General features: G+C 47.5%; 14 protein-coding genes, 1 pseudogene and 1 other annotated feature. Of the genes and pseudogenes, 1 reads left to right on the top strand and 14 read right to left on the bottom strand.

The window, feature by feature from the left end; all coding sequences use genetic code 11:
• Positions 1 to 202: 202 nt before the first annotated feature.
• The 13 genes from Q0J41_RS01850 to Q0J41_RS01790 form a co-directional block, all read right to left on the bottom strand.
• Positions 203 to 781, bottom strand: coding sequence for a DUF177 domain-containing protein (locus tag Q0J41_RS01850; RefSeq protein WP_270447639.1), 579 nt, complete (start codon positions 779 to 781; stop codon positions 203 to 205).
• A complete protein-coding gene (locus Q0J41_RS01845) occupies positions 781 to 1,935 on the bottom strand; it encodes a nucleotidyltransferase (RefSeq protein ID WP_296225414.1) in 1,155 nt (384 codons plus the stop codon). The genes Q0J41_RS01850 and Q0J41_RS01845 overlap by 1 nt, the downstream gene beginning before the upstream one ends.
• 3 nt (positions 1,936 to 1,938) lie before the next feature.
• Positions 1,939 to 2,286: a ribosome silencing factor gene (gene rsfS, locus Q0J41_RS01840; protein ID WP_270447637.1), complete on the bottom strand. Its 348-nt coding sequence runs from the start codon at positions 2,284 to 2,286 to the stop codon at positions 1,939 to 1,941.
• Positions 2,287 to 2,328: 42 nt separating this feature from the next.
• Entirely contained in the window at positions 2,329 to 2,922 is a 594-nt protein-coding gene (gene yqeK, locus Q0J41_RS01835) for a bis(5'-nucleosyl)-tetraphosphatase (symmetrical) YqeK (RefSeq protein ID WP_296225408.1), read from the bottom strand.
• Positions 2,915 to 3,553: a nicotinate-nucleotide adenylyltransferase gene (locus Q0J41_RS01830; protein ID WP_296225406.1), complete on the bottom strand. Its 639-nt coding sequence runs from the start codon at positions 3,551 to 3,553 to the stop codon at positions 2,915 to 2,917. Before Q0J41_RS01830 ends, yqeK begins: the two co-directional genes overlap by 8 nt.
• A gap of 10 nt (positions 3,554 to 3,563) precedes the next feature.
• Positions 3,564 to 4,673, bottom strand: a complete 1,110-nt coding sequence (gene yqeH / locus Q0J41_RS01825; protein ID WP_296225404.1) for a ribosome biogenesis GTPase YqeH — start codon at positions 4,671 to 4,673, stop codon at positions 3,564 to 3,566.
• 108 nt (positions 4,674 to 4,781) lie between these two features.
• Positions 4,782 to 5,138, bottom strand: coding sequence for a 50S ribosomal protein L20 (gene rplT / locus Q0J41_RS01820; protein ID WP_002879237.1), 357 nt, complete (start codon positions 5,136 to 5,138; stop codon positions 4,782 to 4,784).
• Positions 5,139 to 5,182: 44 nt separating this feature from the next.
• A complete protein-coding gene (gene rpmI / locus Q0J41_RS01815) occupies positions 5,183 to 5,383 on the bottom strand; it encodes a 50S ribosomal protein L35 (RefSeq protein ID WP_002879235.1) in 201 nt (66 codons plus the stop codon).
• A gap of 20 nt (positions 5,384 to 5,403) precedes the next feature.
• Entirely contained in the window at positions 5,404 to 5,925 is a 522-nt protein-coding gene (infC, locus tag Q0J41_RS01810; protein WP_296225390.1) for a translation initiation factor IF-3, read from the bottom strand.
• 47 nt (positions 5,926 to 5,972) lie between these two features.
• Positions 5,973 to 6,084: a sequence feature (ribosomal protein L20 leader region), on the bottom strand.
• Between the two features lie 67 nt (positions 6,085 to 6,151).
• Positions 6,152 to 6,466 carry a hypothetical protein gene (locus tag Q0J41_RS01805; protein ID WP_296225388.1) on the bottom strand — a complete coding sequence of 105 codons (315 nt, stop codon included), beginning with the start codon at positions 6,464 to 6,466 and terminating at the stop codon, positions 6,152 to 6,154.
• Positions 6,467 to 6,537: 71 nt separating this feature from the next.
• Entirely contained in the window at positions 6,538 to 6,852 is a 315-nt protein-coding gene (locus tag Q0J41_RS01800; RefSeq protein WP_296225386.1) for a hypothetical protein, read from the bottom strand.
• A 149-nt stretch (positions 6,853 to 7,001) separates the two neighbouring features.
• The gene (gene thrS, locus Q0J41_RS01795; protein WP_296225383.1) at positions 7,002 to 8,933 is read right to left on the bottom strand and encodes a threonine--tRNA ligase; all 1,932 of its coding nucleotides are present in this window, start codon (positions 8,931 to 8,933) and stop codon (positions 7,002 to 7,004) included.
• 651 nt (positions 8,934 to 9,584) lie between these two features.
• A complete protein-coding gene (locus Q0J41_RS01790; protein WP_296225381.1) occupies positions 9,585 to 10,019 on the bottom strand; it encodes a GNAT family N-acetyltransferase in 435 nt (144 codons plus the stop codon).
• A gap of 672 nt (positions 10,020 to 10,691) precedes the next feature.
• On the opposite strand from Q0J41_RS01790, the pseudogene Q0J41_RS01785 reads away from it, so the two are divergent.
• A pseudogene (locus Q0J41_RS01785) lies at positions 10,692 to 10,850 on the top strand (transposase); the annotation flags it as partial.
• Positions 10,851 to 11,343: 493 nt separating this feature from the next.
• On the opposite strand, the gene dnaI reads toward Q0J41_RS01785, so the two are convergent.
• A complete protein-coding gene (gene dnaI, locus Q0J41_RS01780; RefSeq protein WP_296225378.1) occupies positions 11,344 to 12,267 on the bottom strand; it encodes a primosomal protein DnaI in 924 nt (307 codons plus the stop codon).
• Positions 12,268 to 12,271 lie beyond the last annotated feature (4 nt).

Genomic DNA, 12,271 nt, shown 5'->3' with positions numbered 1-12,271 from the left:
AGAAGAACCAAAAAATGCGTTGCATCTTTTAACTAAAATCATAGGTGCAACACACTTATTTTCTATCTTAAATAGAATTCGTTTTCGTTCACAAGAACATTATGCTATATTTTTCGATATAGTTTTATATTACTTGATACTAATTAGTAGCTCCCCTGCCAGATTAATTTTCTCTGGAAAAAGACTTGTTTTTAAGGGAAGATTATTTTTCTTCGTCTTCGGCTTTATCTTTGTCTTCTTCAGCCTGCATCTTATCCAAAAGACCCTGCAGCTGGGCGAAGGCCGGGTTGACCTGGTCCTTCTTCTGGCCGGCGAAGTCTTGTTCAGACATGACTTCCCAGCCCTGCCCTTCTGGGTACAGATCTTCTTCAGCTTCTTCCTTGGTCAAAACCGTGCTTGGAATATTCAAGAGCATGTTGTCTTCCACGGCCGTCTGCACGTCAATGCGGTCATCGTCCAGCGGAATGATCATCAAGCCCAGTTCCTTTTCTTCCTGGGTCGGTTCATGGTCAGAATAATTTTCCACGAAGCTGAATTTCTGCTTTAATGGCACTGCTTCCAAGCTACGGGAGGACGGAACCAGAAGATCGGCTTCCACTTGGAAATTGCCAGTCACAAATGGTTCGTCATAAAAGAGCTGACCTTCCACGTGGGCGCTTTTCACCTCGTAGACCAGGTCCTTGGCCCGCTGGTAAAAGCCGTCAGCAAAAGTCAAATCAGCTGAGATCTGGGTCAAAGGCTCCCGGCTGTTCTTGATTTGGAAAAATGAAAGTTCTAGCATTAATTTACCTCGAGTGGCCGCCGGCCAAAGTTCTGGTCAGCGCCAACAATCTGTTCAAATAAGCGGTCAACCCTGACCTGTAGGCCCAGGGTCCCTTCTTGGGCATTCTTGCGGTCCACCTTGGAAACGATGTCAACCGCGAATTCTTTCCGCTGCTGCTTTAAATATTTCCGCCCCCGCTTGCTGTAAGCCAGAAGCATGGTGGAAACATGGTCATAGCTTTTTAAGACATCGGCTTCAGTCACGTTCAAAAGAGTATAAAGACTCAGTCTTCTTAACCTTGAATAGGTGTAGCGCTTGGACTTGACCCGGCGGAGGAAGTCAGCAAAGTTTTCAGCCAAGTGAATTTCTGCCTTGAACTTGTATTCCAGGCCCTCACTCATCTGGTAAATCTGCTGCAATTCCTTGATTGAAGCTGATTCCAGCCGATATTTCAGAAATGGAAAGAGCATTTCCCAGTTGGGCAGGACCTTTTCCTGGTCAAAAGCGGCAATTTCCCCTTTTGGCAGCCACTGCTCCAGTTCTGCCCACTCGGCCCCGTTTAAAAGGAGGTTGCGGATAGCGCTGGCGCTTTGGACAGCTGCTTCTCTTTGCAGGATGTCATCATGGCCGGCCCCAACCCGGTTGACCGGGCTGAGCTTTAAAGGCGAGCCTAGATTGGCATTAGCCACGGCATAAGCCAGGCCCAAAATCGCGTTAGGCTCGCTGACTTCATGGCCGACTTCCCGGGCCACCATTTGGTTGTACTGGGTGGAATAAGTCTGGCTGTAGTCAGCAAATTCCTGCCTTTGCCGGGGGATCTTGGAGATCCGGTCGCCGAAATATTCAAAATTCAAGTTAGCGTCTTCAACCCCAAAGACCAGGTTCCTGGCTCCCAAGCGGGTCAAAAGGTCAACCCCACCGGTAGCGAACATGTCGGCAGCTTGGACAGCATAGGAAAAAGGCAGCTCAAAGACCAGGTCAGCCCCGGCCTCAATGGCGCTGCGGGCCCTGGACCACTTGTCCAGGATGGCCATTTCCCCTCTTTGCACGTAATTGCCGGACATGACCGCGATAATGGGATCATCGCCAGCGATCAAGCGGGCCTGGTTCATCAGGAATTCATGGCCACTGTGGAAAGGGTTATATTCAGCTACAATCCCGACAACGCTCATTGCCTAGTCTTCCTCAATTTCCACGCGCTTGCCGTCAGCCCAGAGCTTTTCCAGGTTGTAGAAGGCCCGGGCATCTTCTGAGAAGATGTTGACAACAACGTCGCCCAGGTCAACCAGGAGCCATTCTGAGTCATGGTTGCCTTCAACCCGGTAGTCGTAGAAGCCAGCTTCGTGGCAGGCTTCGATGATGCTGTTGGCAATGGCGTGCAGCTGGCGGCTGGAAGTGGCGCTGGTGGCCACGAAGTAGTCAGCCAGAATGCTGATGCCGCGCATGTCGTAGGCTTCGGTGTCTTCCCCGTGCCGTTCGCTGATTGCGTTTAAAACTAAGTCAAGTAATTCTTCGCTCTTCAAATTTTTCTCCTAATGTTTAGTTACTTTTCAATTAATCTATTTTTACTCAGCTGCCCAGACATTGTAAGCAGCCAAAGTCCTTGGGTAGATCTTGCTTCTCTTTTGGGCTAAAAAGGCCAGAGTGTGGGCCAGTTCATAGCCAACCCCGGAAGCTAAATCCGCGTAGCTGGTCTTTCTGGCCTCTTCAACGCCGGCAAAGGTCCGGCCAGGCTCGATATAGTCAGCCACGAAGACGATCTGATCCAGGGTGGTCATTTCCACGTCCCCAGTGGTGTGCCGGTAGACAGCGGTCAAAATTTCCGGGTCAGTGATGCCGAGGTCGCGCTTGATGAACCAGCTGCCCACGATCCCGTGCCAGATCGCCCGGTTCCAGTTTAAAAGGTCTGGGTCAAATCCTTCTTCCTTAATGACCTTGATGTATTCTTCAACTGGAATCTGCTTGGCATAGTCGTGAACAAAACCGGCTAAAGCCGCCTTGTCTTCATCATAGCCGTTCAATTTGGCCAGAGTCCGGGCAGTTTCACTGACGCGGACGCAGTGGGCAAAGCGCTTTTCATCCATCATGCTCTTTTCCTTGGCCACCAATTCACTGCTGGACAGGGGGGAATATGTTTCCTTAAAAACTGGATCAGTCACGGTAAAGCCCCTTTTCTTCAATATATTCGCGGACCTTGTCCGGTACCAGATAGCGGATTGAGGTCCCAGTTGAAACGGCCCGGCGGATGGCGGTTGAGCTGAGCCGGATATCCGGAGCATCAACCCAGATCATGGAATACTGGGGATCTTGCGGGTAGCCCGGCCGGCGGATACCGACCAAGGTAGCTAATTTGGCCAGTTCGTCAGCGTTCTTCCACTTGTGGAAGCTGTTGACCTGGTCGCTGCCCATGATCAAGTAGTAGGTATTTTCCGGCGCCTTCTTGGTTAAGTAGCGCATGGTATCAATCGTGTAAGAAACGCCGCCTCTGAAGAGTTCCAGCAGCTTGACCCGAAAACGGGGGTTGTCCCGGGTAGCCAAATCCAGCATGGTGGCCCGGTCGCGGGCAGACACGTTTAAGGGAGCGTCCTTATGCGGAGGAATATTGTCCGGAATGAACCAGACTTCATCCAGGTGCAGCTTAGTCATGGCCTGTTCAGCGGCAACCAAATGGGCCATGTGCACCGGGTTGAAGGTGCCGCCCATGATGCCGATCTGCTTGCCTTTCCGCTGGCTCTCAGCCGTCTGCACTTTTACTTGCGTTTCTTTACTGAAATCTACCAATGAATCCATGTTACAACCTCTAAATCAAAGCTCTTCTGGTCCCCAAGCCGATTCCGCCCGGCGTGTAGGCCTTGATCACGCAGCCTTCCGGCACGGTGATAAAGCCCACCCCGGCAAACAATACGTCACTGCGGTACTTGATGGAGTACTCCTGCCCTTTAAGCGGCGGCAGGTCGCTATTTGTCCCGGGCGGAGAGAGCAATTCGCCCACGTGCTTTTGGTAAAATTCGTCAGCCTTCTCCGTCTTGGTCCGGTGGATGTACATGCCCCGGGCAGCGTAGATGGTAAAGCTGGTTGACGGCCCCTTCAGGTAGTCGATTCTGCCCAGGCCGGCCAAGAAGATGGTATTGCCTGGCAAAAGCTGGTAAGTAGCCGGTTTAAGCGGCTTCTTTGGGGAAGCCAGGTCCAAATCTTTCGGGTCCAGCCGGCTGGCCAGCTGCTTGTCAGTCAAAATCCCTGGGGTGTCGACCAAGAAGTGGCCGTTGTCCAAAGGAATTTCGATCTGGTCCAAAGTGGTTCCCGGGAAACGGGAAGTAGTGATCAGGTCCTGGACATCCCCCATTTCATCGATGATGGCGTTAATCAAAGTCGACTTGCCGACATTGGTCGTGCCGACGAAGTAGACGTCCTGGTCCTGGCTATGCTTGTTCAAGTAGTTGATCAAAGTATCCAGGTTCTTCTTCTTGGCCGCGGAGATCAAGAAGATATCCTTAGGGTACAGGCCCATCCGGTTGGCTTCCTGCCGCATCCAGTCCTTGATCTTGCTTTCCTTGGAGTTCTTCGGGAAGAGGTCCAACTTGTTGCCGACCAGGATAAAGTCATTATTGCCGACAAAACGCTTCAAAGAAGAAATCAGCGAGTTGGAGAAGTCAAACAGGTCCACCACGTTGACGATCAAGGCCTTCTTTTCCGCCATGGTGTTCAGAAGTGCCAAAAAGTCATCATTGTCCAAGGAGACCGGCATGATCTCGTTGTAGTGGCGCAAGCGGAAGCAGCGCTGGCAGTAAACTTCTTCTCTTTCACCATTTTCCACCTTGGCCAGGGCACTGGCCGGCAGGTAGCCTGGCAGCTGCTTGTCCTGGCTCTGCAGAGCCGCGCCACAGCCGATGCAGCGAATTTCTTCACTCATGTCTGAGTTTTCCTCCTTAAATTTCATCTTCCTTAATTATATCTGAAAGCCGGCATTTAACAAAGAAAAAGCGCACCTAGCCAAGCTAGATGCGTTTCTTCCAAAGAATTAAGCCAAAGCCTTCTTAGCAGTTTCTGCTAAAGCGGCAAAAGTCTTTTCGTCGTTGTAGGCGATGTCAGCCAACATCTTACGGTTCATGTCAACACCAGCCAGCTTCAAGCCGTGCATCATCTTTGAGTATGACAAGCCGTTTTGACGAGCAGCTGCGTTGATCCGGGCGATCCACAGTCTTCTGAATTCGCTCTTGCGCTTCTTACGGTCGCGGAATGCGTACTTGTATGAAACGAACAATTGGGTGCTTGCAGCCTTAAATTGAACGTGCTTTGAACCACGGTAACCCTTGGCAAGCTTCAAAACCTTCTTACGACGTGCGCGTGTAACGGTACCACCTTTAACTCTTGGCATCTGAAAATCCTCCTAATATCGTTAGTGTATTAAAAAATAGTAAATTAACGCATTTGGGAAAGCATTTGCTTGATGCGCTTCAAGTCGCTGCGTGAAACCATAGCGGCTTTTCTCAAATGACGACGTTGCTTCTTGGTCTTACCGTGGAAACGGTGGCCAGTGAAGGCGTGGTGGCGCTTCAAACCGCCGTTACCAGTTCTCTTAAAACGCTTAGCTGAAGCGCGGTGGGTTTTCATCTTTGGCATGGTAAAATTCCTCCAATTAACTATTTTTTGTTCTTGTCTTTATCGCTCTTAGGACTGAGCATTAAAAACATTTGACGGCCTTCCATCTTTGGCCGGCTGGTTACAACAGCAATATCCGAAGTTTCTTCGGCCATCTTTTCCAGCACTTGTTGTCCTAATTCCTTGTGCGTAATTGCCCGGCCTCTGAAACGAATCGAAACACGAACCTTGGCGCCTTCTTTTTCTAAGAACTTGCGTGCATGCTTCAACTTGGTTTCGAAGTCATTGCCTTCAATCGTCGGACTCAAACGGATTTCCTTAACGCTGACCTGCTTGGAATTCTTGCGTGATTCCTTCAGCTTCTTCTGCTGTTCGAACCGGTACTTACCATAATCAAGAATCTTTGCTACAGGCGGCTTGGCGTTTGGTGAAATCAAAGCCAGATCGAGGCCAGCATCGCTCGCTTGGCGCAGAGCTTCATTTCTTGACACGACCCCAACTTGTTCACCTTCAGCGTTGATCAGCCGAACTTCACGAACGCGGATGCTTTCGTTAAGGATCATGTTGTTTTGTTTCTGTGGTATAACTGTTCACCTCCATGTTAATTTCGAGGACAAGAAAAAAGCGGGCATATTGCACCCGCCTTTAAAATCAACAGAAAATATCGATTTGCCCAGAGGTTAAATAACTTAGGCGAGAAGCGGGGGCTTCTTCTTGTTCTCAACTTCTACTATTGTACTAGGTCTATGATTGCCCGTCAAGGGCTAATTTCACTTTCAGCCTGATTGCTTAAAGCTTAATTTTGCCAATCGCAACAGGAAAGTATTCCTTGTATGCTTGGAGCATTTCTTTAACGACTTTCTCTGCCAAAGACAGGCTCAATCTTTCATACAGCTTCTCTTGGAAGTCGGCAAAACTAATCACTTCATCCTTGAGTGATATCTCTGCAAACAGTTTATCGATCTCATGAGCATCATCAGCGCTGATCTCGTAATAGAGCAAAAATGCTGCACGATTTTTAGGCATGTCAAGCTTGTCAATGCAGTCTGCTAAAACTGATTTGATCAAATACAGTTGATAGTCCAATTCATTTTCTTCTGACATTTTATACCACGAACTCCAATGCTTGTCTAATCCAAAAGGCTAATGTTCTAGCAGTAGGTATATGTTAGATATTATTCCATCAAGCTGATGTATATAAGAATTGCCGTCAAGATAACTCCAGCTGCAAATGTGATCCAATTGATAATCTTTTTGACTCTGTCAGAGACTGAATCACTCCGCAAAAGCTCATAACTGCCTAAGCCTGCCAATGATATCGGAATAATGTTCCAATAGTTGCCATTGTGGTGAGTCAAATGATCAACAACATAAGCCAAAATGAACATAATCAACGTATTCGCAAGAACTTTCACAACAATCTGCTTCATATTTCCTTCTTCCCCCTCTTTTCTCATCTCTTTTAACTTACTTTCTTTTGAAACTATCATATTTAACCATACTAATCAAGGAAACCTTCCATTCGCTTTTGTCAATCTTTCATCTGAAATATTTCCTTGTATACACAAAAACATCCCGCCTCGGAGTTGAGACGAGATGTTTTTTATGTCAGAAAGGGTTCAATTTTATAGGGAAGGAATTAGTCTTCGCGGGAGTAGTTGGCCACGTCCTTGCTCAGCTTGTCCATGAATTCAGCCAAGCTTTCGGAGTTTTGTTCTTCAGTCCCGTAAGGACGAACGTTAACCGTGCCGGCGTTCATTTCTTCATCCCCAAGAACCAAAGTATAAGGTACCTTTTGGGTTTGTGATTCACGGATCTTGTAGCCCAGTTTTTCATTTCTGAAGTCGATTTCAGCTCTGAAGCCCTTGGCTACCAGTTCGTCGCGAACCTTCTTAGCGTAGTCTGAGTGAGCGTCCAGGTTAACTGGAATGATTTCAGCTTGAACAGGAGCCAGCCAAGTTGGGAAGGCACCCTTGTAGATTTCAGTCAGGTAAGCGATGAAGCGTTCCATAGTGCCGACGATCCCGCGGTGGATCATAACTGGACGGTGTTCTTCGCCGTCAGCACCGATGTATGACAGTTCAAAGCGTTCTGGCAGCATGAAGTCCAGTTGGATAGTTGACATGGTTTCGTCGTTGCCCAAAGCAGTCTTGGTTTGGATGTCCAGCTTTGGACCGTAGAAGGCAGCTTCACCTTCAGCTTCAACGTAGTCCAGGCCCATGTCGTCCATGGCCGCCTTCAGCATGCTTTGGCTTCTTTCCCACATTTCATCGTTGGCAAAGTACTTGTCAGTGTTCTTTGGATCCCGGTATGAAAGACGGAAGTAGTAGTCATTGATGTCGAAGTCGTGGTAAACGTCCATGATGATTTGCAAAGTTCTGGCAAATTCTTCTTGAACTTGGTCCAGAGCTACAAAAGTGTGACCGTCGTTCAGAGTCATTTCCCGGACACGTTGCAGACCTGACAAGGCACCAGACTTTTCGTAGCGGTGCATCATCCCCAGTTCAGCAATCCGGATTGGCAGTTCCCGGTAGGACCGGATGTGGTGCTTGTAGATTTGGATGTGGGATGGGCAGTTCATTGGCCGCAATTCCAGCATTTCGCCTTCACCCATGTCCATTGGCGGGAACATGTCTTCCCGGTAGTGAGCCCAGTGGCCAGAAGTCTTGTAGGCATCCAGGTTCATCAAAACTGGAGTGTAAACGTGTTGGTAGCCGGCGGCAACTTCCTTGTCCACGATGTAGCGTTCAATGATCCGGCGGATAGTGGCACCCTTTGGCATCCAGTATGGCAAACCCGCCCCAACCTTAGGGTCAACGAAGAAGAGGTCCAGGTCCCGGCCAATAGTCCGGTGGTCTCTTTCCTTGATTTCTTCCCGCCGCTTAAGGTCAGCTTCCAGGTCAGCTTCCTTGAAGAAGGCCGTCCCGAAGATTCTTTGCAGCATTGGGTTTGAGCTCTTGCCCTTCCAGTAGGCACCAGCTACTGACAAAAGCTTGAACTTCTTGATCTTGCCAGTGTTTGGCAAAAGGGCGCTAAAGCCAAAGTCAACGAAGTCACCCAGCTTGTAGGCGTCAACTACGTCGCCTTCCTTAGCCAAAAGTTCGCTCTTGTATGGGTCGTCCTTGAAGGCTTCAGCCAGTTCGCTCTTAGCTACTTGTACATGTTCAATGGCTTCGCCGTTCTTGATAGCCTTTTGCAGGGCCTTTTCCAGGTCCGGCAATTCAGTAACCTTGATTTGGTCTTCCTTGTCAGTTTCGATGAAGAAGCCGTCTTCTGAAACTTCAGCCTGGCCCAGCTTGATTTCCGGGTACTTGTCCTTAACCAAGGCTTCCAAAACGAAGGCAACAGTTGCCCGTAAGACGCTCAAGCCTTCAGCATCCTTGTTGGTCAAAATGGCTACTTCATGGTCAGCGTCCAGCTGGAAGTCAAGGGGCTTGATTTCCCCGTCAACCTTGCCGGCAACGGCGTTCTTAGCCAGGGAAGTTGAGATGCTGGAAGCAAGGTCAGCAACGGAAACAGCTGCGTCAAATTCTTTCTTTGAGCCATCTGGCAGAGTCAAAGCAAAACTCATTGGTTTAAATCCTCCAAAAACAAAAAAGTCCCGAGCACAAATACACGTGCTCGGGACGATTAATCATCGTGGTTCCACCCAAAATTCAAGCCTAAAAGGCCTCTCTTATTGGACTGATAACGGCGTCCAACCTTGTCATTTATCTTTTGGGGTCATAGAAGGTGGGGTTCCTCCCAAATGGGAGCTTTCAGAACTGGGCCCCTCTCTCTGAAGCGGAAGGAATCATGTCTTCTATTTACTTTTCGATTATACCCCCTTGTCCAAATAAGACAAGGCTTTTTTGCCACTTTTTTATTTTTATTTGCAATCAGTCATTTTAAAACTAAGTTTCATTTTTACAATTCCTATTGTATCAAGTTTCTTTGGTTTCTTATGATGTTTTATAAACTAACTTTTCCATCTGAAAATCACTTGATCTTTTAGAAATTGTATCTCAGATAATGCTTAATAATCTTTCTTGCTAAAAATTTCCATCTTAACCACCCACTATTGTGTTATCAGCAAGTTAAACTGATAAAAAGATTTACAAAGATCAATACCGTTTATACTAAAAATAAACATAATTATTCGACCTTCTAATATGTGTACCTATCCCACATCACATAAATAATGATCATTACTATAGAGGACGTCATACTATGCATGTTTTTTCTATAAATTATAGTAAAACCATTCTGGTTCTTGTTCTTTGAATCCCATTCTAGTGAACATCTTTCTACTCTGAATATTAAAGCTGTAAATGTGAGCTTTCACCTGCATCATTTTCTGTTCTCTTGCGAGTTGCAGCAATTTGTCGACACATTCTCCACCAAGATGTAGGTTTTGATAATCTTTGCAAATCACGATTGATATTTCACCGTCTTTTAACAAAGTACAATCACCAATTAGTTTCCTCTGATATTGAATGTAGTAGCACCATCCATGTACTGACAAATATTCGTACATTCGACGTAATTTAGCTAAATCATAAACGGTATCAACATTATCTACCTGTTTACAAATTTTAGGATCTTGGTACCATTTAAGAGCCTGTTCTTCATTTGGAAAATATGGTATTAGTAAAAGTCCATCAGAATTTTTGCTCATCTAAATAATCCTCTTTTTCTAAGTGTTTGATGTCCAAAATCTAACATGTAATATTGAATGTTACCAGAGACAGCAAACTTGATTTAAAATTGTAACCTTATATCTCACTAAATATCAAGACTGCAATTTAAAACATTTTGTGGAGCTGCTGGATCGATTCGAGAACATCTCCGTGTCCTACTCTAAAGTCTATGGCCTGCTTAAAGCACAAGACATTCTATCTCCCAAGCCATGGAAGAAAAACAAGCGTTCTTTAGCTAAAAAGAAGTGGCATCTATCCCACCCTAAGCAAAGCAAGAAAGACATTGAAGCTCCGCTAGCCACCAGCTGGCCTTAGAAGACGCTCATCCTCGCCATGAAAGATGCAAGTACTTCTCAAATAGATGCTTCAGATATCGTCTGGTTTGGAAGCAAAAAGGCTTGGCAATCGACAACGCTACCGGCCTAATCGTTGGCGCCTACTTTGACTGGCAGGAAACGCTCAATGGCTATTATCACGTTTTTGAACAGATTCTCAAGCACTACGGCATTCCCTTGTGCTTTAGAACGGACAATCGGACGGTATTCAATTATGAAACAGCCAAGACCAAAGCTGAACACAAAGACGTCTTGACTCAATTCGGCTATGCCTGCAGGATTCTAGGCGTAGGGCTTAAAACTACCAGCGTCTCTCAAGCCAAGGGCATGGTTGACGGAGCCAATCAAACGGTTCAAAGCAGGCTTAAGCCCGAATTGAAACTGGCAGGAATCGACACCATTGAAGAGGCCAATCAATATCTGCGAGAGACGTTCGTGCCCGATTTCAACCGGAAATTTGGGCAGGAGCCGCGCAAGGCCTGGTCTGCCTTTGAAAAGGTACCGAGTGACCGCGAAATCAATTATACTTTAGCCTTTTTGTCTAGCCGAGTATTCGACAGCGGCTCGGCCATTTCGTTTAAGAACCAGCTCTATCAGGCTGCAGATGAATATGGCAGGCTAGTCTGCTTTATGAAAGGCACTAAATGTCTAGTAATCGAAGCTTTGGATAGGCAGCTATTAGTCACCGTAGACGAGCGCGTCTATCAGCTCAAAGAAATCCATAAGCATGCCCCAACGTCGCCAGAGCTAGATAAGCAGCCTAAGAAGAAAAGGGCTAAAAAGAAATACATTCCACCGATGTCGCATCCATGGAAGCGCGAATCGTTCTTGAAACAACAAGAAAGAAGACACAAATATCATCAATATGCATAAAAATAGCGGAGCGAAATCTCCGCTAATAATTAACAAATTTTAGGACATTATCCTAAGTTATTGACAGGCTTTTTTGCCACTTTTTTCAAAAAATCTAAGGCAGGCGGCGGTTGTTCCCGTAAACCACAACTTCTTTAGCCAAATAGCGGACTCTTTGCATCAGCCGGGCCGCCTTAACCGGGTCATCCGCGTTCTTGGTCGCGCTGAAGTGGCTCTCCAGTGTCTTCATGTCAAAGTTGGAACTGAAGAAGGTCGGCAGGTCATTGTCCATCCGGGCCTGGAGAATTACGCCTAAAACGTCGTCTCTTGACCAGGGACTGAGGGTCTCAGCCCCGATATCGTCCAAAATCAAGACATCGCAAGCTGCCAGGCGCTGGATTTCCGCCTGCAGGCTGTTGTCGCCAAAATGACTGGACAACCCCGCGATAAAGGTGGGCATATGCAAAAAGATCACCCTGCCGCCCATTTCCGCTACCCGGTTGGCCAGGCCTGCCAAAATGTAGGTCTTCCCAACCCCAAAGTCACCGCTTAAATAGAGGCCCTTGGCATGTGGATTGCTCTGGTAAGCCTGCAAAAAGGCCCCCACTTCAAACAGGGCCTGCTTGCGGTCATCGGCCATGTCCAAGTCATCCAGCTTAACCCGGCGCAATTTCTCCGGCAGGTCAATCAACTCAATCCGCCGCTTGGCTGCTGCTTCTTTGTCCCGGCGCTGCTTGTCCTGGCTAGCCTGGTAACGGATCCCGATTAAAGGGCCCTCTATGAAAAGCTGGGGCAAGTAGCCGCTGATCACCTTGTCATGGCCATCTTTTTGCTGGTAGTATTCATAGAGGCTGGCAAAACTGGCGTCCACGCTCTCCTTGGTCAGATGGTCCTGGTGGGCCGTCAGAAAGGCCTGGACGTCAGGGTCAGCGAAAACCTGCTTTTTTATCTTTTCAAATGATTCCGCTGAAAAATCCTGCCTGTTCTTGGCTGCCGCGGCCTTAGCCGCGTCACTCAACATGTCGCCAATTGCTCTCATCTAA

The sequence above is a fragment of the uncultured Lactobacillus sp. genome, from assembly GCF_944327175.1.
Taxonomy (GTDB): Bacteria; Bacillota; Bacilli; order Lactobacillales; family Lactobacillaceae; genus Lactobacillus.
This window is presented reverse-complemented; position numbering and strand designations above follow the sequence as displayed.

Excerpts from the sequence above, each read along its gene's own strand:
- thrS (WP_296225383.1), bottom strand. The coding sequence starts at position 8,933 with ATGAGTTTTGCTTTGACTCTGCCAGATGGCTCAAAGAAAGAATTTGAC.
- Q0J41_RS01850 (WP_270447639.1), bottom strand. The coding sequence starts at position 781 with ATGCTAGAACTTTCATTTTTCCAAATCAAGAACAGCCGGGAGCCTTTG.
- infC (WP_296225390.1), bottom strand. The coding sequence starts at position 5,925 with ATGATCCTTAACGAAAGCATCCGCGTTCGTGAAGTTCGGCTGATCAAC.
- Q0J41_RS01845 (WP_296225414.1), bottom strand. The coding sequence starts at position 1,935 with ATGAGCGTTGTCGGGATTGTAGCTGAATATAACCCTTTCCACAGTGGC.
- rplT (WP_002879237.1), bottom strand. The coding sequence starts at position 5,138 with ATGCCAAGAGTTAAAGGTGGTACCGTTACACGCGCACGTCGTAAGAAG.
- yqeH (WP_296225404.1), bottom strand. The coding sequence starts at position 4,673 with ATGAGTGAAGAAATTCGCTGCATCGGCTGTGGCGCGGCTCTGCAGAGC.
- rpmI (WP_002879235.1), bottom strand. The coding sequence starts at position 5,383 with ATGCCAAAGATGAAAACCCACCGCGCTTCAGCTAAGCGTTTTAAGAGA.
- Q0J41_RS01800 (WP_296225386.1), bottom strand. The coding sequence starts at position 6,852 with ATGATAGTTTCAAAAGAAAGTAAGTTAAAAGAGATGAGAAAAGAGGGG.
- Q0J41_RS01830 (WP_296225406.1), bottom strand. The coding sequence starts at position 3,553 with ATGGATTCATTGGTAGATTTCAGTAAAGAAACGCAAGTAAAAGTGCAG.
- dnaI (WP_296225378.1), bottom strand. The coding sequence starts at position 12,267 with ATGAGAGCAATTGGCGACATGTTGAGTGACGCGGCTAAGGCCGCGGCA.
- Q0J41_RS01790 (WP_296225381.1), bottom strand. The coding sequence starts at position 10,019 with ATGAGCAAAAATTCTGATGGACTTTTACTAATACCATATTTTCCAAAT.
- Q0J41_RS01805 (WP_296225388.1), bottom strand. The coding sequence starts at position 6,466 with ATGTCAGAAGAAAATGAATTGGACTATCAACTGTATTTGATCAAATCA.